Source organism: Flavobacterium sp., assembly GCF_031422135.1.
Taxonomy (GTDB): Bacteria; Bacteroidota; Bacteroidia; order Flavobacteriales; family Flavobacteriaceae; genus Flavobacterium.
This window is the reverse complement of the sequence record NZ_JANOQD010000086.1, coordinates 69,934-94,431: the sequence shown is the minus strand read 5'-3', so window position 1 is coordinate 94,431 and position 24,498 is coordinate 69,934. Positions and strand designations below refer to the sequence as shown.

Below are 24,498 nucleotides of genomic sequence, written 5' to 3'. Positions count from 1 at the left end.
TTTTATAATTGTGTTATAAATTGTTGTAATAATTGTGTGTTTTTTAATCCTGGTTCAATTTCAAATTTGCTATTTATATCAATAGCATAAATTGGTAAATTCAATTTTTTAATCTTTTCAATTTCTTCGATTCCGATACCACCAGAAAGGATTAATGGTTTTTTCGATTTGTATTTCTCCAATATTTGCCAATTGAAAGTAACGCCATTTCCGCCGTGTAATTTTCCTTTGGTGTCGAATAGGAAATAATCGCAGACATTTTCGTATTTGGATAATTCTTCAAAATTAAAATCATCATCGACAGAAAAAACTTTTATTATTTCTAGATTATCATTCTTTAGATTTTCGCAATATTCTGGGGTTTCATTTCCGTGAAGTTGAATAATGTCTAAATTGTATTTTTTTATTTTTGAAATTATTTCTTTTAATGTTGCATTTACAAAAACGCCTACTTTCTTGATTGAATTTGGTATTTCAGGAATTTCGCCATCAAAATATCTTGATGATTTTTCGTAGAAAATAAAGCCAAGATAATCAGGGAGTAATTGGCTTACTTCGAGAATATTTTCGGGATATTTCATTCCGCAGATTTTTATTTTCATATTATTATTTTTAGCCACGGATTTCACAGATTAACACAGATTTTTTATGAACTCAGTTGCAGCCAATCCTGCATTATCGGTTTTCATAAAGTTTTCGCCAATCAGAAATCCTTTGTAACCATAAGGTTTGAGTTCCTGAATTGCTTCTATTGATGAGATGCCACTTTCGGAAACTTTCACAAAATCGTTCGGAATTTCATTTGCTAATTGTTTACTGAAATCCAAACTGACTTCGAAAGTTTTTAGATTTCTATTATTGACACCAATCATATCAAGGCTTGGCATTATCGATTTTTGTAATTCTTCGAGATTATGAACTTCCAACAAAACTTCAAGATGCAATGCTTTTGCAAATTCGGATAAATGCTTGATTTCTTCGCGGGTTAAAACGGCTGCGATGAGTAAAATTAAATCGGCTCCGTGCGCTTTTGCTTCTACAATTTGATATTCATCAACAATAAATTCTTTTCTTAATAACGGAATATTTACTGATGCTCTTGCAAGTAATAAATCATCTAATGAACCACCAAAATATTTCCCATCAGTAAGAACAGAAATACCACAAACTCCAGCATTTTCATATCCTTTTACGACTTCTTCCACTGTAAATGAGTTGTTGATGTTCGGTTTTGATGGCGAACGGCGTTTGTGTTCGGCAATAATTCCTGAATTGCTGTTTCGTAAATTATTAGATAATGAGATTGTTTTTCTTTCAAACAAAACCGAATTTTCTAATTGCGAAATTGGAATTATTGATTTTTTGAGAATGACTTCTCGTTTTTTATCGGTTATTATACTATCTAAAATATTCATTTTTTTATTTTTAAAAAAGAAACAAAAGTCTCAAAGATTTTGCTATTCTTAGGTATTACAATTGTTATTAATTACTTAATTCTTTGAGTTTGTTTAATGCAATTAATCCTTTACCAGATAATAAACTTTCTTTTGCCAATTCAAATCCCTGTTTAATAGTCAAATTATTTACGGTTGCAATCGCCATTCCAGCATTGGCACAAACTACATTATTTTGGGCATCGGTTCCTTTTCCAGATAAAATATCGATGAACATTTGGGCAGATTCTTCAATAGTTTTTCCTCCTTGAATGTCAATTTGATTCAGTTTTTGCAATCCGAAATCTTCTGCTGAAAACATCGTTTCTTTGGTTTTGGAAATGGATTTTGTATTTCCTGTCAAAGAAATTTCATCGTAACCATCTAAACTATGCAAAATATTGAAATTGGTATCGGTATTTTGATACAAATAGGCATACATTCTAGCTAATTCGAGATTGAAAACGCCAACCAACTGGTTTTTTGGAAAACTCGGATTCACCATTGGTCCCAACATATTAAAGAAGGTTTTTACACCTAAATCTTTTCTGATTGGGGCAACGTTTTTCATTGCTGGATGAAATAAAGGTGCGTGCAAAATACAAATTCCTGCTTGGTCAATACATTTTTCAAGAAAACTAGCATCATTACTAAATTTTACGCCTAAATTTTCCATAACATTGCTCGATCCTGATATTGATGAAACGCCGTAATTTCCGTGTTTGGCAACTTTTATTCCTGCTCCAGCCGTTACAAATGATGCCAATGTTGAAATGTTGAAGGTATCTTTTCCGTCTCCACCAGTGCCGCATAAATCGATAGTATTATAAGCTGATAAATCAATTTTTATACACAGATCTAACAAGGCTTCTCTAAAACCCGAAAGTTCTTCGACGCTAATGCTTCGCATCATATAAACGGTTAAAAAACTCGCTATTTGACTTTGATTATAACTTCCGTTTGAGATATTGACTAGCACGTTTTTGGCTTCGGCAGAAGATAAAGTTTCGTGGTTGAAAAGTCGGTTTAATATGTTTTTCATTTTATTGGAACGCGGATGACGCGGATTTTGCTGATTTACAAGGATTTTTTAACTGAAGACTAATTGTTAACCCAATTTTCTAAAATTTTCTTGCCGTTTGGCGTTAAAACACTTTCTGGGTGAAATTGCACACCTCGAACATCGAATTTGTTATGTTTTAATGACATAATTTGTCCGTTTTCGTCGATTGATGTAATGATTAAATCGTTAGGAAAATTATCATTAGAAACTACCCACGAATGATAACGACCTACTTCAAATTCATTTGGTAAATCTTTAAAAAGAATAGCATCTGGATTGGTGATTTTTATATTTGTGGCAACTCCGTGATAGACTTTTTTTAGGTTTGTAAGGCTTCCGCCAAAGACTTCTCCAATGGCTTGTTGTCCTAAACAAACGCCCAAAATACTTTTGGTTGGCGCATACGTTTTGATCACTTCTTTCAATAATCCTGCTTCGTCTGGAATTCCTGGACCTGGCGAAAGTAGAATTTTATCGAATTGTTTCAACTCGTCAATATCGAACTCGTCGTTGCGAAAAACGGTGACTTTGCAATTCAAATCATCGAGATAGTGCACTAGATTATAAGTAAAACTATCGTAATTGTCTATGAGTACTATTTTTTTCATATTCTTTTTTTTAACGTAGAGATTGGAGGTATAGAGTTTTCAATTTTATTACTGAAATTAAAAAAAACTTTTTTTCTTTTCTCTATTTTCTAGATTTTCTCTGCTATTTCCAATGCTTTATTCAACGCTCCTAATTTATTATATACTTCTTGTAATTCGTCTTCTTCGGTGGAAGAATTTACGATTCCGGCTCCGGCTTGATAATGTAATTGATGGTTTTTACTCAAAAAGGTTCGAATCATAATAGCGTGATTGAAATTGCCTTCAAAATCCATAAAACCTATGGCACCACCATAAAAATCTCGATTTGTTTTTTCGTATTTTTCGATGAGTTGCATCGCTTTGTGTTTGGGTGCGCCAGATAGTGTTCCTGCAGGAAAAGTATCGGCAACAACTTGCATTGTAGTGGCACTTTCGTGTAATGTTCCAGTTACTTTTGAAACCAAATGAATAACGTGAGAAAAAAACTGAACTTCACAATAATTTTCGACTTTCACATTATTTCCGTGGCGACTTAAATCGTTTCTGGCTAAATCGACCAACATAACGTGTTCGGAATTTTCTTTTGGATTGTCTTGTAATTTCTTTGCTAAAATTGCATCTTGCTCATCGTTTCCTGTTCGTTTGAAAGTTCCAGCAATTGGGTGAATTTCGGCTTTTCTGTTTTTGACAACAATTTGTGCTTCGGGTGATGAACCCATAATTTTGAAATTTCCGTAGTCGTAAAAGAACAAATACGGTGATGGATTGATGCTTCGCAAAGCACGATACACATTGAATTCGTCGCCTTTGAAATTTTGAGTAAATCGACGTGACAAAACCAATTGAAACACATCGCCACGCTGACAATGTTTTTTGGCTAAGGCTACATTGGCTTTAAACTCATCATCAGAAAGGTTTGAAGTTGATTTTCCCTCGTTTGAATAAGTATAAGATGCAAAATTTCTAGATTGTAACAATTGCTCTATTTCTTGGATATTATTTTCACCGTTTGTTGAGTGACAAAAAATATAGGCTTCGTTTTTGAAATGGTTTATGGCGATTATGTTTTGATAAATGGCATAATAAACTTCTGGAATTTCCAGATTGTTTTCTTTTTTTGAAATTTCTATTTTCTCGAAATAGCGAACCGCATCATAAGAAATGTAACCAAACAAACCGTTATTGATAAACTTGAAATCGTTTTTTTGAGATTCGAATTGTGACGCAAAATTCTGTATCACTTCTGGAATGTTTATCGTTTTTGTTATATCAAATTTTGTTGAAGTTCCGTCAGGGAAATATTGGGTTACAATTTCGTTTTCGATTTTGATACTTGCAATCGGGTTGCAACATATATAGGAGAAACTGTTATCGTTGCCTCGATAATCGGAACTTTCCAGTAAAAGACTATTCGGGAATTTATCTCGAATTTTCAAATAAACGCTTACTGGCGTTATAGTATCGGCCAAAATTTGTTTGTGAAAAGTATTTAGTTTGTATTGCATCATTTTGATTTTTTTTAACAAAAAAAAGGCTTGTCGTGATTGACAAGCCTTTTTTGATATTTTTAATTTAAATATACTCATAAGTAGACTACTTCACGACGTTTGACGTAAATTGTTCCACCACCAAGTATTATTTAAAATTGTTTTCATAATAGAAGTACAATATTAGTAAATTTTATTTAAAAAAAGGCATTTATTTATTTTTTATTTATTGTATGCAAAACTTGAAGCATTTTTTATTCTAAAATCAATAGGTTTTTTGAAGTTTGATTCATAGAATATATCAATTTGATTGGCTGTTGTTATTTGAAAATCGGTATTATAGGCTAATTTAGTTGTAACAGTTTCGAATTTAGCAATTTTATTTACAGAATAGAATTGAACATTATCCAATATTATATTTTTTAGACCATCGTTAGTTGAAATTTTATCATCTAAAATCATACCTTGGCTATAACCATATACTAAACTATTCGTAAGCTTTAAGGCACAACCTTCAGTAATATAAATTGCCTCTTTAACTAATCCACTTGCATTCTCTTCAGTATTTACAAGGGTTACGTTGTTAGCAATTACAGAAGTAGCTTTTTTTGAAAAATCTGTATTTTCTTTTTTACTATAATTTCCAATTTCAAAACTTCTAGAAATAGCTGTATCTGAATTGTATGGATTTCTCAGTGCCAAACTGTTTGAAATAGTTGCTTGCGTTCCTTCTGTAAAATCAAAATCATCATCAGTTGATCTGTAAGAAACCAGATTGTTTAAAATTACATTTCCACCATACATTTCGAATGAATCATCATCAGAAAAACTAACTTGTATGTTGCTTAAAATGGTTTTCTTACCAACACCAGCTATGGTCAATCCATTAAATTCTTTAGATTTACTTACTTTTTTACCTGCAAATTCAATTCTAATAAAATTGATTACACCAGAGTCACTATCCGCATTGTTTCCTCCATAAATGCCACATTGATTTGAATCTACAACATCTAAGTTTGAAAACCCTCCGTGTGTGTTTATTGGTGCATCACCATATAGTATAATACCACCCCAATCACCAGGACGTCTTTGACCTGAGGGTTTATTTGAGGTAAAAATAATAGGATCGGTTAAATTTCCGTTTGCAATAAGTTTTGAGTTTTTTGCAATAAGTAATGTACCAATTGTTTCAACATCTCCGCGAATTACAGTACCAGGTTCAATAGTTAGTATAGCATTGTTTTTTACTACAACAGTTCCATTTAATAAGTATACATTTTTTTTATATAATGTTTTGTTTTCTGTAATGTTACCCGAAAGTATTTCATTCGCTTCATTATATTCAATGCTTTTCGGATTAAAATTGGTCCACAAGTTAGTCCAATTACTGTTTCCAGAAATCCCTACATTTTGTTGAGCTACAATGCTTTTGCTAGAAAATGTGATTAAAATCACTACTATTAACTTTTTCATATCAAAGTAATTACGATTACAGAATATGAAAGTACAATTAATTAGACTAAACGCATTGTTTTTTCGATTAAATGCTTAAAATTTAATTATTTATACTATTTAAGCTACAAATATATTATTAATTAACAAAAAACCTCGAACTAGTTCGAGGTTTTTGTTGATATAATATAAATTAGAATTTCAAATTAACAGCCAAATCAAAGTTGTCTGAAATAGTTTTGTCACCTAGATTTGAAAAGAAGCTTCCTGAACCGTATTTGATGTCGTATTTGGTTCTGTCAACTGCTAATTTAGCAGTAGCTACTGATTTGTTTAAAACTATATCGAAGGTGATTGGATTTGTTATTCCTTTGATGGTCAAATCTGCAGTTACAGTATATGAGTTTTTTGTTTTTGCTCCAATAGTTTTAAAAACCAAATTGGCTGTCGGATGATTAGCAACACCAAAGAAATCATCAGCTTTCAAGTGACCATCAAGATCTTCTTTACCTTTTCCAGCTTGCAAATCTGTTGTGTTAATACTTGTCATATCAACAGTAAAATCGCCACCTACTAGTTTTTTTCCATTGAAAACTAGGTTTCCGTCTTTTAAGTTAATTGTACCAGAATGTTGACCAGTTACTTTTTTTCCAACCCAGTTCACGTTACTTTTGGCAACATCTACTTTTTTTGTTGTTTGAGCTGAAACAGTAGTTCCGAATGCTACTAATAATGCAATTGCAATAGTTTTTAAATTTTTCATTGTTTTACTTGTTTGTTGTTAATAATTATAAATTGATAAATAATTCATTTGTTGATTTTCTAACTTTTTTATAATGCTGTGTGTCATCATCATTGTGGCGATAACCTATTGTTGCCACAACAGAAGCGTTTAACCCTTTTTCTGTTAGATTTAATATTTGATTGTATTTTTCAGATTCAAATCCTTCAATAGGAGTAACATCTATTTTGAGTTCTGCTGCAGCGTTTAGTAAATTTGCTAAAGCAAGATAAGTTTGTTTAGCAGTCCAAATAGTTGTTTGCTCTTCAGATAATGATAGTAATTTAGATTTCATAAAATCTGAATATCCTTGAAGATTTTCTGCAGGAATAGATCTTGTTTCACTCATATTTTTAACATAAGAGTCTATAGATTCTTCTGTAATTTTAGTTTCATTGACAAAAACTATCAATTGTGAAGCATCAGTAATTTGCGATTGATTCCAAGAAAATGGCTTTAATTGTTCTCTTACATCAGGATTCTCGATAATCAAAACTTTATATGGTTGTAATCCGTATGAAGAAGAGCTCAAACGAATAGCTTCTTTTATCGTTTCTAAATCTTCGGTTGATACTTTTTTTGTAGCATCAAATTTTTTGGTGGCATATCGCCAATTCTGGTTTTCTAAAAATGTGTTCATAATTAACTTCGGTATTTTTCTAATAATTTGTTTAATTGTTCTAATTCGGTTTTTGTAAGTTTTTCGGCAAAATGTTTTTCGTGAAGAATAACTAACGGATCTAGTTCAGATAGAATATCCAATCCTTTTTGTGTAATTAGAATTTCTATTTTTCGTCTATTGGCAGGACATTCTTTGCGAGTAACCATTTCTTTCAGCAATAATTTGTCAATAAGCCTTGTTGTATTACTGTTTTTTGCTATCATTCGATCTTGAATTACGCTCATATTGGCTGGTTTGCCTTTCTGACCTCTCAAAATACGCAACACATTATATTGCTCTCCTGATAAATCATAAGGTTTTATGATTTCCTGAAATTTATCACTTAAAACATTTCTTGTAAAAGAAATATTAAGCAATACTTTTTTTGCTAAGTCAATCGTTACAGTGCTTTTTATTTCTTCTTCGATTTTCATTATTACGTTTACAAAATTTGTATGTACAAATGTATAATTATTTTTTATTTGTATATACAAATGTGTATTAAATTTTTGTTAAATAATTGTACTGCTTATGAATTGAAATTCTTATTTTTGAAAAAATATTTTTTTATGAATTTATCACAACAAGATTGGACATCTAAATTAAATGATGACAATAACGCAATTATACTAGATGTAAGAACCGAAGACGAATGTGCTGATGGAATTATATCATCGGCTATAAATATTGATATCTATAAAGGACAAGGTTTTATTGAAGAAGTTAAAGTGCTTGACAAGACAAAAAACTATTATGTATACTGCAAAGCTGGTGGAAGAAGTGCGCAAGCTTGTGCCGTAATGAATCAACTAGGATTTGAAACAACTTATAATCTCGAAGGAGGATTTTCAAATTGGCAAGGTGAGGTTGCTTATCCTGAATAAAAAAGAGAAACTTATTGGGTTTCTCTTTTTATTATTTTTAAACTGCTCTTTGTACGACCTCAAAAATGGCTCCGTCTTCACACTTTAATGTTTTTGATGGATATTTCATCAACAACGCATAATCGTGAGTAGCCATAATAATGGTTTTTCCCTGAGAATTGATCTTCTTTAAAACCTCAAGAATTTCACCACTTGTTTGTGGGTCAAGATTTCCTGTAGGTTCATCTGCTAGAATTAATTCAGGATCATTAAGTAAAGCACGTGCTATAGCCACACATTGTTGCTCACCGCCTGATAGTTGATGCGGCATTTTATTTTTCATAGCATCCATACCTACTTTTTGAAGTACTTCGTCTACTTTATTATCCATTTCTTGAATGTCTTTCCAGCCAGTAGCTTTCAATACAAACAATAAGTTATCCGCAACAGTTCTATCTGGCAGTAATTTAAAATCTTGAAAAACCATTCCGATTTTTCTTCTCAAAAACGGAATGTCTTTGTCTATCAAACCATTCAAATCATAGTCTACAATTGTACCTTGACCATCAGTAAGTGGTAAATCACCATACAATGTTTTCATAAAACTACTTTTACCCGAACCAGTCTTACCTATTATATAGATAAATTCACCAGGATTGACACTTAGAGTTATATCTGAAATGATTTGATTACCTGATTGATAAATGTTTACGTCTTGAAGAGATAATATGGTATTTGACATTTTGATGTGTTTTATTTGGTAAAAGTAATAAGTTATGTTTCTTATTCAAAATAAAATTTCAGTTGTTGGTAAATTATGAATACTAAAGCCTTGTTTTCGTCGTTTTAAGATTAAGAAAATGTTATATTTGAAATTCTAAAACCTGATATCAATGCAAAAATTTTCATTGTCATTACTTCTTTTTTCGTTATTTGGTATAAGCCAAGTTTTTGCACAACAATCTGCAATTTACACAAATGATTTGGCAAATTATAATAAAGCATTGACTCTTTATAACAACAAGCAGTACCAATCGGCTCAAATTATTTTTGATAAAGTCAAACAACAAAATTCTAATCTTGAGATTCAATCCGATTGTGCCTATTATTCTGCCAATTGTGCCATCAGATTAAATCAAAATAATGCTGATGAAGCAATGGAAAATTTTGTAAAAAATTATCCAACAAGCACCAAACAAAATTTGGCATATTCTGAAGTGGCAACTTATTATTTTGAGCAAGGAAAGTATGCACAAGCAGTAGAATGGTTTGATAAAGTAGACGAAAGCACTTTGACATCGAGCGAGATGGAACGTTTTAGCTTCTATAAAGCATATAGTTTTTTTAACGCTGGTAAGAAAAAAGAAGCCAGAGAATATTTTAATAAAGTAGTAAACTCTCAAGAATATGGTTCGCAAGCCAAGTATTATTTAGGCTTTTTGGCTTATGAAGGCGACGATTATAAAGAAGCTTCTAAATATTTTGACCAAGTTTCTGGCGAAGAAAAATATAAAGAAAAACTATCATATTTTCAAGCAGATATGAATTTTAAGCTGGGCAAGTTTGACCAAGCAATTAAGTTAGGTCAAGCTGCAATGTTTGGTTCAAATGCAATCGAAAAATCGGAGCTCAACAAAATTATTGGTGAAAGCTATTTTAATTTGAAAAAGTATAATGAGGCAATTCCGTTTCTAAAAGAATATAAAGGTAAAAAAGGCAAGTGGAATAACACCGATTTTTATCAATTGGGATATGCTTATTACAAACAAAATGATTTTGAAAATGCCATAGCACAATTTAATAAGATTATTGGTGGTAAAGATGCTGTAGCCCAAAATGCCTATTATCACTTGGGTGAAAGTTATCTGAAAACCGATAAAAAACCTCAAGCATTAAATGCTTTCAAGAATGCTTCAGAAATGACTTTTGATTTAAAAATTCAAGAAGATGCTTATTTGAATTATGCTCGTTTGAGTTATGATATTGGAAATTCCTACCAAAGCGTGCCTGATGTTTTGTCTGGATTTATGACCAAATATACTGCTTCGCCAAATAAAACAGAAATCGAAAATTTGCTAATTAATTCATTTATTACATCCAAAAATTATGCTGGCGCTTTGATTTTATTAGAAAAAAATAAAGCTCCTGCCAACAAATTAACGTATCAGAAAGTTACTTTTTATCGTGGTTTAGAACTTTTTACCGACGGAAATTATAAAGAAGCCTTATCATTATTTAAGAAGTCTATTGCAGAACAAAAAGATGCAAAATTTACTGCTCGCGCTACTTTTTGGAAAGGCGAAACAGAGTTTGTACAAGAAGATTATACCAACGCTGTTTTGAGTTACAAACAGTTTATAGGTTTTGCAGAATCTAAAAATACGCCCGAGTTTGTAAATATCAATTATAATATTGCATACAGTCATTTTAAAATGAAAGAATATGAGCAAGCCGGCAATTTTTTTCAGAAATATATCGATGTTTCTAAAGATGATAAAATCCGTTTGACTGATGCCTACTTACGTCTGGGCGATTCTCGTTTTGTAACTACAAAATACTTTCCAGCAATGGAAGCTTATAATAAAGCCATCGATTTAAAAAGTATCGATGCTGATTATGCGGCTTATCAAAAAGCGATGAGCTATGGTTTTGTATCCAAAAATGACAAGAAAATTTCTGATTTTAATCTTTTTTTAAAGAATTTTCCAAAATCGGGTTATCGTGACGATGCTTTGTTTGAATTGGCAAATACGTATACTGCCGAAAACGAAACAGCATCAGCAATCAAAACCTACGATCAATTAATTACCGAATTTAAAGGCGGAAGCTATACTTCCAAAGCGATTTTGCGACAAGGATTAATTTATTATAATGGAGATAAAGACGATTTGGCTTTAGCAAAATTCAAAAAAGTAGTAGCAGAATTTCCAAAATCGGACGAAGCAATTGAAGCTGTAAAAACCGCAAGATTGATTTATGTAGATAAAGGTCAAGTTGATGAATATGCTACTTGGGTAAAATCGCTCGATTTTGTTGAAGTGACTGATGCTGATTTGGACAACGATACCTACGAAGCAGCCGAAAAGCAGTATTTGCAAGGAAATACTAAAGAAGCTATTAAGAATTTATCAAGCTATGTGAAGGGTTTTCCTAAAGGAATTCATTCGCTTAAAGCCAATTTCTTTTTGGCCGAATCTTATTATAAGGAAGAATCTGCCAACTCAATTCCGAGTTATGAGTTTATTATTAGCAAAGCTAGAAGTCAATATACAGAACAAGCATTGTCGAGATTGAGTCAGATATATCTAAAAAATACAAATTATGCAAAGGCAATTCCAGTTTTAGTTCGATTAGAAACCGAATCAGAGTTTCCTCAAAATAAAACTTATGCACAAGCCAATTTGATGAAAAGCTATTATAACGAAAAAGATTATGCTAATGCCGTGATTTATGCTGACAAAGTGTTGCAAAATCCAAAAACAGAAGATAAGGTAAAAAGCGATGCCCAAATTATTATTGCTCGATCAGCAATAAAAGTAAACGACGAAATAAAAGCCAAAGAAGCTTATGCAAAATTGCAAAAAATCGCTAAAGGAGAATTGGCTGCCGAAGCTTTGTATTATGATGCGTATTTTAAAAATAAAGATTCCAAATTTGAAGATTCAAACAAGGTTATTCAGAAATTGTCTAAAGATTATTCGGGCTACAAATATTTTGGAGCCAAAGGATTGGTTGTGATGGCAAAAAATTTCTACGGTTTAAAGGATAGTTTTCAGGCGACTTATATTTTAGAAAGTGTGATTTCAAATTTCAAAGATTTTCAAGATGTAGTTGATGAAGCTCAAGTTCAATTGAATTTAATTAAAACAGAAGAAGCCAAAACTAATTCCTCGATTACTAAATAAGATTAATAGACGGATAGATAATAGACGGATAGATAATAGACAGATAGATAAAAGACTAAAAAGAGAAGAAATAATATGACTGATTTCAAGAGACACAACTTTAAGAAACTCAAAATCTGGCAAATGGGAATGGAGCTAGCAAAAATAATTTTCGATTTAACAGATGATTTTCCAACTTCTGAAAAGTTTGGTTTAATTTCTCAAATGAATAGATGTGCTGTGTCAATTCCATCTAATATTTCTGAAGGCTCTAGTAGAACAAATAAATCATTTAGTCATTTTTTGGATATTTCTTTAGGATCATCATTTGAGCTACAAACACAATTATTATTGTCGAATATGAAAAATTTTATTTCAAATGAAAAAACTAATGAAATAGAAGTTAAAATCGAAGATTTTCAAAGAGCCACAATGTCATTTCAAAATACTTTAAATCAAAATTAATGATTCAAAATAAATCACATATATCATCGTCAGCAAGTCTATTATCTATCCGTCTATTATCTATTAGTCTCTTTTTAATTATTCAATTTTCTTTCGCCCAAAAGAAAGAAGAGAATATAGGTACCGAAGTCGTAAACGTTGTAAAACCGTATACGCCAACTGTTTCTGATGCTAATAAAATTAACGAAATACCTTCGCTTGAAGATACCGAAACCAATAAAAAAGAAACTATAAAATACCAGATATTTTCTTTTCCTGTGGCGTCAACTTTTACACCGTCAAAAGGAAAAGCAGCAGCAGTTGATAAGGCTATACTGGAACGTTTGTTTTCAAACTATTTGACTTTAGGATTTGGAAATTATGCCACTTTAAATGCGGATTTATTCGTAACTCACGAGTTGGATAAGTACCAATATCTTGGAGCAATGTTGCGCCATCAATCATCACAAGGCGGCATAAAAGGAGTAGTTCTTGATGACAAGTTTGCTGAAACAGCAGCAGATGTTTTGTATGGTTACCAAAGAAATGACACCAAGTTTTGTGCTAATTTAGGCTATAAAAGGGAAGGGTATAACTGGTATGGTGTCCCATTAGATAACACAAATTTCAATGCAAATTTGATTGGAAACTTAGATCCAAATCATCAATTTAACACCATAAATCTAGGTTCTGAATTGACTATTAGCAATAGTTTTTTTAACAAACTAAATGTAAACTTTGTTTCGTTTTCGGATAATTATAATTCCAAAGAAAACAGGTTTGTAATCAAGCCAGATTTTACTTTCGACTTTGGAGATGCTTCAGTAAAAACTAAATTTGGAGTTGATTATTTAAATACCGAATTTGATACTACTTATTTAACCGGAATAGCTCAGGTTGGAACAAATTCAAATATTAAAACATCCAATTTAATTTTTAACATCAATCCAAGTTTTCAAATTTTAAAAGACGATTTATCTGTAGAATTGGGAGCTGATGTGGTTTTTTATTCTAAAGGGAAAGATGTTTTTGGAGGAGTTAATAACAATTCAAGCAGTAAATTTTTTATCTACCCAAAAATTAACGCATCCTATAAATTAGTAAGTGATTTGATGATTGCTTTTGGTGGGGCTGAAGGAAAGTTAATACAGAATTCGTATGCGGATTTTACGAATAGTAATAAGTTTTTATCGCCAACATTGTCCATTCAACCAACCAATCAACAGTACGATGTTTTTGCCGGATTGCGAGGAAAGCTATCTAGTTCATTAGCATATAATATCAAAGCATCATATAATGCTACAAAAGACAAAGCCTTGTTTAAATCAAATCCGTATTTACTTCTGCCAATTGCCAATTACAGCTTCGGGAATTCGTTTACTGTGGTTTATGATAACGTAAGTACAGCAACAATTTTTGGAGAAATAAAGTCTGATATAAATAAAAATGTGTCTTTAGGATTAAGTGCAGAATACAATAATTACAACACCACTTTTGAATCAAGAGCTTGGAATTTGCCTGCTGTAAAAGCAACATTTACCACCGATTTCAATATTGGAGCAAAATGGTATGCTGGTTCTCAATTATTTTATGTAGGCGAACGCAAAGACGAATTTACGAATTTACCTTTTGCTCTAAATGCAGATGTTATAAAAACTTTAGATAGTTATTTTGATATCAATGCACATATTGGATACAAGTATAATGAACGATTAACAGCTTTCTTAAAAGGAAATAATCTTGCGAACCAAAACTACAACCGTTGGTTGAATTATCCCGTTCAAGGAGCACAAGTTATTTTGGGAGCGAGTTATAAGTTTGATTTTTAGTATTTGACCGTAAAGAATGCAAAGTCATTCGCAGCGTTTTAAGAGTTTTTAGAAACAATATTCTTTTATAAATGTTTTTCTTTGTGCGCTTTGCGAAAAACTCAGCTAACTTTGCGGTTAAACCAGAAAGAATGACTCTCAAACAAAAAATTCACCAACAATACCTTCAATTGGTTCAAGATAAAATCGATGTTTTTCAAGATATGATTTCCGCATTGACCGAAGATTCAAAAAACGATGCCAAAGGTTCTGCTGGCGATAAGCACGAAACAGCCTTGTCGATGATGCATATTGAACAGGAAAAATTGACGCATAAACTCAAAGAGTCAATAGATCAAAAAACAATATTAGATAAAATAGATGCTTCACAAGTTCACAACAAAGTAGCCATTGGTAGTTTGATAAAAACCAATAATTTGACCGTTTATATTTCTGTAGCTTTACCAAAAATTACAATTGACTCTCAAAATATATTTGCGATTTCTCCACAATCACCCTTAGGAAGTCAATTAATGGGAAAGCAAGTTGGATTTTCTTTCGAAATTAACGGTGTAAAATATATTATAGAAGAAGTTATTTAGTTATAAATATGTGAAAATTTCTCAATTTTATGTTTTTGTAAATATTTTATATTTACATTTGTTAATAAATTGAGATTTTTTCTCAAAAAAATATAAAATTATGTTACTAGAATTTACAGTTGGGAATTTTTTATCATTTAAAGATAAAAAAACTTTTAGTTTAGAAGCTGGAGGTATTTCTGAACTTAAGAATAATGTTGTAAAAGAAGGCAAATACAATGTACTTCGTTCGGCAGTTATTTATGGAGCCAATTCAAGTGGGAAAAGCAATTTTATTAGTGCTTTGGATTTTATGGTTAATACAATTAAAAATTCCTCTAAACTTAATTCCACTGATAAGTTAAATGCAAAGCCTTTTTTGTTAAGTACAGAAACAGAAAACAAACCTTCTTTTTTTGAAATACTTTTAACAGATTTGAATAAACGTTATCGTTATGGTTTCGAAGTAGATAATAATAAAGTAATTTCGGAATGGTTATATGTTTTAAATGATAATTCAAAAAAAGAAATTATTTATTTTACACGAAGTATAGATGGAATTGGTGTTGCAGATATTTTTGATGAAGCAAAAGGACTAGAGAATAAGACAAGAGATAATGGGTTATTTCTTCCATTGGTGGATCAGTTCAATAGTGATGTAGCAAAAACAATAATGCAGAATATCTCCAATCTATACGTTAGGTCGGGTTTAGAGCATAGGGACAGTGTGTTTGCAACTAATATGATGTGTGACAACGATAAGGATAGGGAAATATTAAATACTTTTATTAGAAAATTAGATTTAGGTTTTGAAAATTTTAGTCTTGAAAACATTGAAGGTTTAGCTTTTGGAAATAGAATTAAAACATTGCATAATGTTTATGATAGTAAAGGGAGTGTGATTTCAAATTATGAATTTAAGTTAAGTGATCAAGAATCATCTGGGACAAATAAAATTTTCGACTTATCAGGTTTTGTCCTTTTATCTATTCAGCTCGGACTAGTTTTAATTATTGACGAACTTGATTCAAAACTACATCCTATTTTAACTCAAGAAATCATCAAATTATTCAACAATCCAGAAACTAACCCGAAAAATGCACAACTAATTTTCACAACCCACGATACTAATTTACTTGGTGCAAATCTTTTTAGAAGAGATCAAATTTGGTTTACCGAAAAAGATGAATTTGAAGCTACTGATATGTATTCCTTACTGGAGTTTAAAGATGAAGATGGTAAAACCATTAGAAAAGATAGAAGCTTTGAAGCAGATTATATTAGAGGACGTTATGGAGCTATTCCATATATTTCTAATTTTGAAGGAGTATAATTATGGCAAATATTATTAAAATTGACAATGCCATTTTAAAACGTCATAATCGAGTTGAAAGAAAACGAAGAGAAAACACTAAAGAAGTTAGGGTTTATTTTTTAATTGTTTGCGAAGGAGAAAAAACTGAGCCAAATTATTTTAAATCTTTTAAAACCAATGTAAAATCATTTGTCTATACTATTAAAACCATTGGAGAAGGTTCTAATACAAAAGATTTGGTAAAAAGGACAATAAAAGCTAGAGATAAATCAAGTCAAAAATATGATAGTGTTTGGGCAGTATTTGATAGAGATAGCTTTAGCCCAAATAATTTTAATGGAGCAATTTATTTGGCTGAAAGTAATGGTATAAAAGTAGGTTGGTCTAATGAAGCGTTTGAACTATGGTATTTATTGCATTTTCAATATAGAAATACATCTATGTCTAGAGATGATTATAAAAAAGCAATTGAAAATGAAATAAATGCTAAAATTGTTGCAAATTCTAAAAGTAAAAATCTTAAAAAATTTGTTTATAAAAAGAATAGTCCAGAAATGTATTTAATTTTGGAAAAATATGGAGATCAAAAACAAGCAGTTTTGTGGAGTGAAAAATTAGAATCTAATCATTTATGTAATAATTTCTCAATTCATAATCCTTGTACAAGGATTCATTTATTAGTGGAGGAATTAAATGGAAATTCAGAAGAACTAAATGAACAAATTAAAAAAAGAAACGAATAATTCTTTTAGAATTACAAAATAACATCCTTTAAATTACAATTCCCAACTTCAAAATCATTTTTAAACACATTTAGTTTTAAATTTACACTAAAAACAGATATTAAGTTAGTATTCATAACTAAATTTACTTTATTGGTTTTAAAAAACAACTATAATCCGCAATTTTGTTTCAGTTATATATCGAATTATAAGTAACAGAATCAACAAATAAATATTATGTGCGGAATACTAGCCATCATCGGAAAAGGAAAAGATCAAGAATTAGTAAAACAATTATCTAAAAGAATGTCACATCGCGGACCAGACGAAAGCGATTTGCACGTTACTGAAAATGGACATATATTAAGTCACGAGCGTTTGTCAATCATCGACCTACATTCGGGACGTCAACCAATTCAAGGTTCTTCTTCAGCTTGGATGATTCACAACGGTGAAATATACAACCACCAAGAATTAAGAGATGGAATTTTAAAACACCATACTTTTAGAACCAAATCTGATTCGGAAGTAATCGTACATCTATATGAAGAATTTGGCTATGATTTTCTAGACAAGTTAGATGGAGATTTTGCCTTCGTTGTCATTGATGGCGACGACTATATTGCTGGGCGTGACCCAATGGGTGTAAAACCTTTATATTATGGTATGGATGAAAGAGGTCGTATGTATTTTTCATCAGAAATGAAACCTATTGCAGACCAATGTAAAACATTTTCAACCTTTCCTCCAGGACATTTTTATACATCAAAAACAGGTTTTGTAAAATACTACAAACCAGAATATGAGGATTATAAAAAAGCAACAAACGAATTAGATCTAGCATTAATAAGAGAAACTTTAACCGAAGCCACTCGCAAACGATTAATGAGCGATGTGCCAATTGGAGTTTTGCTTTCTGGTGGATTAGATTCGTCATTAACATCATCAATTGCGTCCCGTTTATTGAAAGAAAAAGGCAAAAAACTGCATTCCTTTTCTATTGGATTAGATGCCGATGCCCCAGATGCCAAAGCCGCTCGGAAAGTTGCCGAATTTTTAGGAACAGAACACCACGAAGTGCATTTTACCATCGAAAAAGGCATTGAAATTTTAGACAAGTTAGTTTGGCATCTTGAAACGTACGATGTTACTTCAATAAGAGCGAGTACACCTATGTATTTCTTGTCGAAAGCGATTACCGATATGGGAATTAAAGTAGTTCTTTCAGGAGAAGGAGCTGACGAAATTTTTGGCGGGTATTTGTATTTTAGAAATGCACCATCAACTGAAGATTTTCAAAAAGAAACCATCGAAAGAGTGCAGAAATTATTCACTGCCGATTTGCTTCGTGCCGACAAGTCGACAATGGCACACGGACTGGAAGCTAGAGTTCCATTCTTAGACAAAGCCTTTTTGGATGCGGCTATGTTAATTAAACCGGAAGAAAAGCAACCCAAAACTTATGAAGGTAAAGAGAAATATATTTTAAGAAAAGCATTTGATACGCCAGACAATCCATATCTTCCAGACGAAGTTTTATGGCGTCAGAAAGAACAATTTTCTGATGGTGTTGGTTACAATTGGATTGACCAGTTAATCGAGTATTGTGGCTCAAAAGTGACTGAGGAACAATTGGATTCGGCCAAAGAATTGTTTCCATACAACACGCCTACAACCAAAGAAGCGTATTTTTACAGAACTATTTTTCATAAATACTATCCACAACAAAGTGCAGCCGAAACCGTTCGTAAATGGATTCCAAAATGGCAAGAAAACCAAGATCCAAGCGGTCGAGCCAATGCGGCGCACGTAAAAGCAGATGTAGAAATCGCGAAAGCCGATGTGACTGTTTAAATTTCAGTGTCAATTTCAAAAGGCAATGACAAATTAAGAAACATTTTGATAAAAGAAATTCAAGTTTTCAAAAGGACTTTTAAAAAGTGTCTTTTGAAAACTTGTTATTTATTTTAGATTTGATTTTTGAAATTGTCATTGCCATTGATTTTTGCTATTGATTTTTTTAATAAACTGTTGATAACTTCATTACTAAATCATTGCTTTCAGTTTCAAAATCATTCTCAATAGTCTATATTTGCCTGTTAGACAAAAATTACATTTTTTAGAATAAATTTATATGAGCGACGAAATTAAGAAGGATAATTATTCAGCAGATAGTATTCAGGCATTAGAAGGAATGGAGCACGTTCGTATGCGTCCATCGATGTATATTGGAGATGTAGGTGTTCGTGGTTTACACCATTTGGTTTACGAAGTTGTCGATAACTCTATCGATGAAGCAATGGGCGGTCATTGTGATACCATTATTGTTGATATCAATGAAGATGGTTCGGTTTCTGTAGAAGATAATGGTCGTGGTATTCCAGTTGGAATTCATAAAAAAGAAGGAGTTTCAGCACTTGAAGTTGTTATGACCAAAATTGGCGCTGGAGGAAAATTTGATAAAGATTCGTACAAAGTTTCGGGTGGATTGCACGGTGTTGGGGTTTCAGTTGTAAATGCATTGTCAAACCATTTGCGTGCCACAGTTCACAGTAGCGATGGTAAGGTGTACGAACAAGAATACGAAAAAGGAAAAGCACTGTATCCAGTAAAGCAAATCGGCGAAACCACCAAACTTGGAACCATAGTTACTTTCTATCCTGATGAATCTATTTTTACGCAAACAACCGAGTTTTCTTATGATACTTTGTCAGCTCGTATGCGTGAATTGTCCTTTTTGAACAAAGGAATCACCATCACTTTTACAGACAAAAGAGAGAAAGACAAAGACGGAAATTTTGTTTCAGAAATTTTTCATTCTACTGAAGGTTTAAAAGAATATATCCGTTATTTAGATTCCAATCGTGATCCAATTATTGCGCATGTAATTTCGATGGATAACGACAAAGGCGAAATTCCTGTTGAAGTTGCCTTAATTTACAATACAAGTTACACGGAGAATATTTTTTCGTATGTAAACAATATCAATACCCACGAAGGAGGAACCCACTTGCAAGGTTTCAGAACTGGTTTAACTCGTTCGTTAAAAAAATATGCTGACTCCTCTGGAATGTTAGACAAACTGAAATTTGAAATTTCAGGTGATGATTTCCGTGAAGGATTGACTGCTATTATTTCGGTAAAAGTAGCCGAACCTCAATTTGAAGGGCAAACCAAAACCAAACTAGGAAATAGAGAAGTAGTTTCTCCAGTTTCTCAAGCGGTGGGCGATATGATTGAAAGTTATTTGGAAGAAAATCCAAACGATGCTAGAATCATTGTCCAAAAAGTTATTTTGGCGGCTCAAGCACGTCACGCTGCAAAAAAAGCACGTGAAATGGTACAACGCAAAACTGTTATGGGTGGTGGCGGATTGCCAGGAAAATTATCAGATTGTTCAGAACAAGATCCTGCAAAATGCGAAGTATTTCTTGTCGAGGGAGATTCGGCAGGAGGAACTGCAAAACAAGGACGTGACAGGGCTTTTCAAGCTATTTTGCCATTAAGAGGTAAGATTTTGAATGTAGAGAAAGCCATGCATCACAAAGTTTTTGAAAACGAAGAGATTCGTAATATATTTACAGCATTAGGCGTAACCATTGGTACTGCCGAAGATAGTAAAGCATTAAATCTTGAAAAATTACGGTATCATAAAGTAGTAATTATGTGTGATGCAGATATTGATGGTAGTCACATTTCTACCTTAATATTAACGTTCTTCTTCCGTTTTATGAAAGAATTAATCGAAGAAGGCCACGTGTACATCGCAACACCACCATTATACCTTGTTAAAAAAGGAAATAAAAAAGAATACGCTTGGAATGAAGTGCAACGTGATCAAGCCAATGAAAGAATGGGTGGAAGTGCTGCAATTCAGCGTTATAAAGGTCTTGGGGAGATGAATGCAGAGCAATTATGGGATACTACTTTGAATCCTGAATTCAGAACTTTACGCCAAATAAATATTGATAGTCTAGCAGAAGCAGATCGTGTTTTCTCTATGTTAATGGGCGATGAGGTTCCACCTCGTAGAGAATTTATAGAGAAAAATGCAGTATATGCAAATATTGATGCGTAAAATACCCTATTTATAAGTTTTAGAAAATGCGTTCAAAATTTTGAGGGCACTGAAAGCACCCCTTATTTTGATTACAGTTTTTTTGTAGTAATGTGCTGAAAAATAGGTACTTTATTTTAAAAAAATAAGTTGTAATATTCCATTGTTAATCAAAATAGTAAAAATGCTCTTATGGAGACCAACATTCTTTCAATATGATAATAGACTGCCTTTTTTATTTTACCTGTTTGCTTTATGGCTAAAGAAAATTCACTTCTAATTGGTTAAAATATATATCATTTGATAAATTCATTTTATTTGCTAATCCACGATTAATATCTAGATGATTCTTCAGATGACTTTTGGAATCTGTCAATGCTATTTGTAGTTCTAGTAATGTTTCTATTTTATAGATTATGAAGCATAAACTCAAAGTGCTTTTTATTTTTTAATAAGGAAGCCGAAGAAGTTTAGTGTTTATCAATATCTATCTGTTTGTTTATTAATTCTTCCTCCATTTATTTTATAATAATATTTTAAAAAAAAGTCGTTTTTCAGGAATTTATGTCGTTAATCAACAATTGAATTTATTATTATTACCATATATTTGAAGATTACTGTTTCATAAATTCAAGATATGTTATTTTAAAAAATATTATAATTCCCAAAAATTAAAAAACCTTAAATATGAGAAATCTACAATTACTATTACTACTATTTTTTAGTAATGTTTTTTTTGCACATACCATCAATCCAGACAATTTGAATTTGAGACTCTGGAAACTCGAAAAAGAAAATAAGATTATCGAAGGCTCATTTTCTATGATGAAAAACGGAAATGTTTATATTGAAGATGCCCATAACAATATGTTGCATTTTCCGCTAGCAGCATTTACAAAAATTGACCAAGAATTTGCCAAACAGAAAGCAAGTAATATTATTGCTTTAAACAATAAATTCATTAATCAAAACAGGGTTAAAACACCCAATGGCTTTTATGTTAAATACGGGTTTTTAGTTTTATTTTTAATTATTTTAACTTCTATTTTGTTCAAATATTCAAAAAAGAAAAAACTACTTTATTTGATACCTATTGTTGCACTAGGTACTTTATTTTCTTTATTTGGATTCGCAAAAAAAGCATTTTCTACTACAGATCCAGCATTTATGACAGCAGCTTTTGCTCCATTTGCATCAACAGTAAGTACAAATTACGACGCAAACTTTTTTTATGTTAATTCAACTGGAATTCCAAATCACACTATGATGGTCGGGATAGCGAGCAATGGTTGGCAACAACAAGTTCCAATCTCTAAATGTTATATCAACAGTAGTCACTGGACTATACCCTTAAACCCTGTTCTTGCAGCAACTCCAGTTGCGGTTTCGGCATCACATTTTACAAGAGGAGCCATTGCAATGGCAACCAATGGTGTTCCAATTTTTAATCCATATACAAATACTGGCGTAGATGCATTTTTGACTGGTCAACTTGACAACTATGGTGGACATTGTGGTCGTGGCGACGATTATCATTATCACACCGCTCCATTACACTTAATTACTTTAGGACAAACAACTTCAAATTTACCGATTGCATTTGGACTTGATGGTTATGCTGTATATGGAAGCTTAGAGCCAGATGGGTCAGCAATGGCAACACTTGACGCCAACCACGGTCACATTGGTTCTAACGGAGTATATCATTATCACGGAACACCAGCATCTCCTTATATGATTGGAAAAATGGTTGGAGTAGTTACAGAAGATGCCTCAATGCAAATTATTCCTCAACCACAAGGAAATCCTGTTAGAACAGAAAATTGGGGTCCTTTGGGAAATGCATTAATTACTTCGTGTGTTGCTAACGCCAATAATGGTTACAATACTGCCTATATATTAAACGGAACTCCAGGATATGCAACTAATTATACGGCTACAGCAACTGGCGTATACACTTTTCAATATGTAACACCAACAGGAACCACATCTACAAATTATAATGGCTCAGCACTATGTACAGTTCCAAATTTAGGAGCAGATCAATTTGTAGCAATGGAGCAAAATATAAAATTGTATCCAAATCCTGCAACTGATATTCTTAAAATTAATCTAGGAAATAATCTTTTAGAGTCGGAAGTTAAAGCTATTTCAATTTATAATTTAAGAGGAAGTCTAGTTTCTAAAACACCAAGATTTGAATCTTACTTAAATATTGAAAATCTTTCAAAAGGAACTTATTTTGTAAAAATTCAGTTTTCGAATTCGATTGTAACTAAAAAATTAATCGTTAAATAATATAAAAAATTAATTTATGACTTTTAAGTTGTATTTTTCATTTGCTCAAAGTATAAAAACAACCCGTTGGGTGCAATTATTGATAAACGTCAGTTCGAGTGTTTTTTGTGTAGTGTAACGGAACAAAAAATGTATCGAGAACCGTTTTTAATGAAATTTTTCTGGTTCTCGATACGATTTTTTTCAAAAATCACTCGAACTAACGAAAAATTGTCATTAAAAACTAATTACACCCAACGGGTTAAAAACAATGAGTTTGTAACTAGATAAGCTATGTGTTTTCAAATGTATTGTCATACAATTAGCAAATAGAATAAGTTAAACCTGATTCCTTTTTCGATAGTTTTCAGGAGTATCATCGGTCAATTTTTTAAAAATATGATAAAAATTACTATGGCTTTCAAAACCTAATTCATAGGCGATTTCGTTAATAGGGATTACAGTTTCTGATAATAGTGTTTTTGCTTTTTCTACTTTTCTAGAAAGTATATATTGATAAGGTGTTGAACCTAAGTATTTTTTAAAAAGCCTCGTAAAATGATCTTTCTTCCACTTGGTTAGCTTTGTTAACTCGTCAATATCTAATTTTTTCTCTAAATTAGTGTTTATATAACTAACAATTTCTCTCACTTTAAAAGGGATAGAATTTTTGTTTGGAGCATTTATAGTATTGGAGTCAATTTTTTTATGACTATAATTGTTTAATACAACAGAAATAGTTGCCAACAAATCTTCTTCTTTAAAAGGTTTCACAATATAACCTTTGGGTCTGGTTATATTTACCTTTTCCAACGTACTTTTATCTGAGTAGGAAGTAATGTAGATATATGGAATTGTATCTTTTTGTAATAAATAATTTCCAAGTTCGGTGCCTTCTTTATCTTTATTTAAATTAATATCTATAAGAACAAGATCTGGTGGCGATTGCTCTATATACTCTATAGCCTCTTCAACAGAAGTTATATCTATAGCTACATCATAATCGTGTTTTTCTAACACTTTTTTTATGTGCAATGCTATCAACAACTCATCTTCAACAACTATTATTTTTGTTTTCAT

General features: G+C 31.7%; 21 protein-coding genes. 10 read left to right on the top strand and 11 right to left on the bottom strand.

All coding sequences use genetic code 11. The features are described from left to right. Window positions 1–2 precede the first annotated feature (2 nt). From RMO70_RS11330 to RMO70_RS11290, 9 genes are all read right to left on the bottom strand, one after another. Entirely contained in the window at window positions 3–602 is a 600-nt protein-coding gene (locus RMO70_RS11330) for a phosphoribosylanthranilate isomerase (RefSeq protein ID WP_310556544.1), read from the bottom strand. 30 nt (window positions 603–632) lie between these two features. Beyond that, window positions 633–1,415 carry an indole-3-glycerol phosphate synthase TrpC gene (gene trpC, locus RMO70_RS11325; RefSeq protein ID WP_310556543.1) on the bottom strand — a complete coding sequence of 261 codons (783 nt, stop codon included), beginning with the start codon at window positions 1,413–1,415 and terminating at the stop codon, window positions 633–635. Between the two features lie 67 nt (window positions 1,416–1,482). After that, a complete protein-coding gene (gene trpD, locus RMO70_RS11320) occupies window positions 1,483–2,475 on the bottom strand; it encodes an anthranilate phosphoribosyltransferase (RefSeq protein WP_310556542.1) in 993 nt (330 codons plus the stop codon). A gap of 59 nt (window positions 2,476–2,534) precedes the next feature. Further along, window positions 2,535–3,104, bottom strand: a complete 570-nt coding sequence (locus RMO70_RS11315) for an aminodeoxychorismate/anthranilate synthase component II (RefSeq protein WP_310556541.1) — start codon at window positions 3,102–3,104, stop codon at window positions 2,535–2,537. Window positions 3,105–3,193: 89 nt separating this feature from the next. Beyond that, window positions 3,194–4,594: an anthranilate synthase component I family protein gene (locus RMO70_RS11310; RefSeq protein WP_310556540.1), complete on the bottom strand. Its 1,401-nt coding sequence runs from the start codon at window positions 4,592–4,594 to the stop codon at window positions 3,194–3,196. 201 nt (window positions 4,595–4,795) lie between these two features. Beyond that, complete coding sequence (locus tag RMO70_RS11305; protein WP_310556539.1) at window positions 4,796–6,046, bottom strand: hypothetical protein; 1,251 nt, start codon at window positions 6,044–6,046, stop codon at window positions 4,796–4,798. 172 nt (window positions 6,047–6,218) lie between these two features. Beyond that, window positions 6,219–6,788, bottom strand: a complete 570-nt coding sequence (locus RMO70_RS11300) for a YceI family protein (RefSeq protein WP_310556538.1) — start codon at window positions 6,786–6,788, stop codon at window positions 6,219–6,221. 25 nt (window positions 6,789–6,813) lie between these two features. Continuing rightward, on the bottom strand, window positions 6,814–7,446 hold the full coding sequence (locus RMO70_RS11295) for an NAD(P)H-dependent oxidoreductase (RefSeq protein ID WP_310556537.1): 633 nt from the start codon (window positions 7,444–7,446) through the stop codon (window positions 6,814–6,816). 2 nt (window positions 7,447–7,448) lie between these two features. Continuing rightward, complete coding sequence (locus tag RMO70_RS11290) at window positions 7,449–7,901, bottom strand: MarR family transcriptional regulator (protein ID WP_310556536.1); 453 nt, start codon at window positions 7,899–7,901, stop codon at window positions 7,449–7,451. 135 nt (window positions 7,902–8,036) lie between these two features. Here RMO70_RS11290 and RMO70_RS11285 point away from each other — a divergent pair, with 135 nt between their 5' ends. Then, window positions 8,037–8,351: a rhodanese-like domain-containing protein gene (locus RMO70_RS11285; protein ID WP_310556535.1), complete on the top strand. Its 315-nt coding sequence runs from the start codon at window positions 8,037–8,039 to the stop codon at window positions 8,349–8,351. A 37-nt stretch (window positions 8,352–8,388) separates the two neighbouring features. Here the strand turns inward: RMO70_RS11285 and RMO70_RS11280 are convergent, their stop codons facing one another. Next, entirely contained in the window at window positions 8,389–9,072 is a 684-nt protein-coding gene (locus RMO70_RS11280) for an ATP-binding cassette domain-containing protein (protein WP_310556534.1), read from the bottom strand. A gap of 151 nt (window positions 9,073–9,223) precedes the next feature. Between RMO70_RS11280 and RMO70_RS11275 the strand changes: the two genes are divergently transcribed. The 9 genes from RMO70_RS11275 (at window position 9,224) to RMO70_RS11235 (ending at window position 23,439) form a co-directional block, all read left to right on the top strand. Continuing rightward, window positions 9,224–12,235: a tetratricopeptide repeat protein gene (locus tag RMO70_RS11275; protein WP_310556533.1), complete on the top strand. Its 3,012-nt coding sequence runs from the start codon at window positions 9,224–9,226 to the stop codon at window positions 12,233–12,235. A gap of 75 nt (window positions 12,236–12,310) precedes the next feature. Then, window positions 12,311–12,679 carry a four helix bundle protein gene (locus RMO70_RS11270; RefSeq protein ID WP_310556532.1) on the top strand — a complete coding sequence of 123 codons (369 nt, stop codon included), beginning with the start codon at window positions 12,311–12,313 and terminating at the stop codon, window positions 12,677–12,679. Beyond that, the gene (locus RMO70_RS11265) at window positions 12,679–14,487 is read left to right on the top strand and encodes a TonB-dependent receptor (RefSeq protein WP_310556531.1); all 1,809 of its coding nucleotides are present in this window, start codon (window positions 12,679–12,681) and stop codon (window positions 14,485–14,487) included. The genes RMO70_RS11270 and RMO70_RS11265 overlap by 1 nt, the downstream gene beginning before the upstream one ends. Before the next feature lie 131 nt (window positions 14,488–14,618). Further along, on the top strand, window positions 14,619–15,068 hold the full coding sequence (locus RMO70_RS11260) for a hypothetical protein (protein WP_310556530.1): 450 nt from the start codon (window positions 14,619–14,621) through the stop codon (window positions 15,066–15,068). Window positions 15,069–15,168: 100 nt separating this feature from the next. Further along, window positions 15,169–16,380 carry an ATP-binding protein gene (locus RMO70_RS11255; protein WP_310556529.1) on the top strand — a complete coding sequence of 404 codons (1,212 nt, stop codon included), beginning with the start codon at window positions 15,169–15,171 and terminating at the stop codon, window positions 16,378–16,380. Window positions 16,381–16,382: 2 nt separating this feature from the next. Further along, complete coding sequence (locus tag RMO70_RS11250) at window positions 16,383–17,105, top strand: RloB family protein (protein ID WP_310556528.1); 723 nt, start codon at window positions 16,383–16,385, stop codon at window positions 17,103–17,105. Between the two features lie 216 nt (window positions 17,106–17,321). Continuing rightward, window positions 17,322–18,938 (top strand): asparagine synthase B, encoded by a 1,617-nt coding sequence (gene asnB, locus RMO70_RS11245; RefSeq protein ID WP_310556527.1) that lies wholly within the window; start codon window positions 17,322–17,324, stop codon window positions 18,936–18,938. A gap of 280 nt (window positions 18,939–19,218) precedes the next feature. Further along, window positions 19,219–21,162: a DNA topoisomerase (ATP-hydrolyzing) subunit B gene (gene gyrB / locus RMO70_RS11240; RefSeq protein WP_310556526.1), complete on the top strand. Its 1,944-nt coding sequence runs from the start codon at window positions 19,219–19,221 to the stop codon at window positions 21,160–21,162. Between the two features lie 666 nt (window positions 21,163–21,828). Next, window positions 21,829–23,439 (top strand): T9SS type A sorting domain-containing protein, encoded by a 1,611-nt coding sequence (locus tag RMO70_RS11235; RefSeq protein ID WP_310556525.1) that lies wholly within the window; start codon window positions 21,829–21,831, stop codon window positions 23,437–23,439. A gap of 318 nt (window positions 23,440–23,757) precedes the next feature. On the opposite strand, the gene RMO70_RS11230 is transcribed toward RMO70_RS11235, so the two are convergent. Beyond that, window positions 23,758–24,498, bottom strand: coding sequence for a response regulator transcription factor (locus tag RMO70_RS11230; RefSeq protein WP_310556524.1), 741 nt, complete (start codon window positions 24,496–24,498; stop codon window positions 23,758–23,760).

Bases quoted from the DNA above. Each gene is read 5' to 3' on its own strand.
- RMO70_RS11330 (WP_310556544.1), bottom strand. From the start codon at position 602: ATGAAAATAAAAATCTGCGGAATGAAATATCCCGAAAATATTCTCGAA.
- trpC (WP_310556543.1), bottom strand. From the start codon at position 1,415: ATGAATATTTTAGATAGTATAATAACCGATAAAAAACGAGAAGTCATT.
- trpD (WP_310556542.1), bottom strand. From the start codon at position 2,475: ATGAAAAACATATTAAACCGACTTTTCAACCACGAAACTTTATCTTCT.
- RMO70_RS11315 (WP_310556541.1), bottom strand. From the start codon at position 3,104: ATGAAAAAAATAGTACTCATAGACAATTACGATAGTTTTACTTATAAT.
- RMO70_RS11310 (WP_310556540.1), bottom strand. From the start codon at position 4,594: ATGATGCAATACAAACTAAATACTTTTCACAAACAAATTTTGGCCGAT.
- RMO70_RS11305 (WP_310556539.1), bottom strand. From the start codon at position 6,046: ATGAAAAAGTTAATAGTAGTGATTTTAATCACATTTTCTAGCAAAAGC.
- RMO70_RS11300 (WP_310556538.1), bottom strand. From the start codon at position 6,788: ATGAAAAATTTAAAAACTATTGCAATTGCATTATTAGTAGCATTCGGA.
- RMO70_RS11295 (WP_310556537.1), bottom strand. From the start codon at position 7,446: ATGAACACATTTTTAGAAAACCAGAATTGGCGATATGCCACCAAAAAA.
- RMO70_RS11290 (WP_310556536.1), bottom strand. From the start codon at position 7,901: ATGAAAATCGAAGAAGAAATAAAAAGCACTGTAACGATTGACTTAGCA.
- RMO70_RS11285 (WP_310556535.1), top strand. From the start codon at position 8,037: ATGAATTTATCACAACAAGATTGGACATCTAAATTAAATGATGACAAT.
- RMO70_RS11280 (WP_310556534.1), bottom strand. From the start codon at position 9,072: ATGTCAAATACCATATTATCTCTTCAAGACGTAAACATTTATCAATCA.
- RMO70_RS11275 (WP_310556533.1), top strand. From the start codon at position 9,224: ATGCAAAAATTTTCATTGTCATTACTTCTTTTTTCGTTATTTGGTATA.
- RMO70_RS11270 (WP_310556532.1), top strand. From the start codon at position 12,311: ATGACTGATTTCAAGAGACACAACTTTAAGAAACTCAAAATCTGGCAA.
- RMO70_RS11265 (WP_310556531.1), top strand. From the start codon at position 12,679: ATGATTCAAAATAAATCACATATATCATCGTCAGCAAGTCTATTATCT.
- RMO70_RS11260 (WP_310556530.1), top strand. From the start codon at position 14,619: ATGACTCTCAAACAAAAAATTCACCAACAATACCTTCAATTGGTTCAA.
- RMO70_RS11255 (WP_310556529.1), top strand. From the start codon at position 15,169: ATGTTACTAGAATTTACAGTTGGGAATTTTTTATCATTTAAAGATAAA.
- RMO70_RS11250 (WP_310556528.1), top strand. From the start codon at position 16,383: ATGGCAAATATTATTAAAATTGACAATGCCATTTTAAAACGTCATAAT.
- asnB (WP_310556527.1), top strand. From the start codon at position 17,322: ATGTGCGGAATACTAGCCATCATCGGAAAAGGAAAAGATCAAGAATTA.
- gyrB (WP_310556526.1), top strand. From the start codon at position 19,219: ATGAGCGACGAAATTAAGAAGGATAATTATTCAGCAGATAGTATTCAG.
- RMO70_RS11235 (WP_310556525.1), top strand. From the start codon at position 21,829: ATGAGAAATCTACAATTACTATTACTACTATTTTTTAGTAATGTTTTT.
- RMO70_RS11230 (WP_310556524.1), bottom strand. From the start codon at position 24,498: ATGAAAACAAAAATAATAGTTGTTGAAGATGAGTTGTTGATAGCATTG.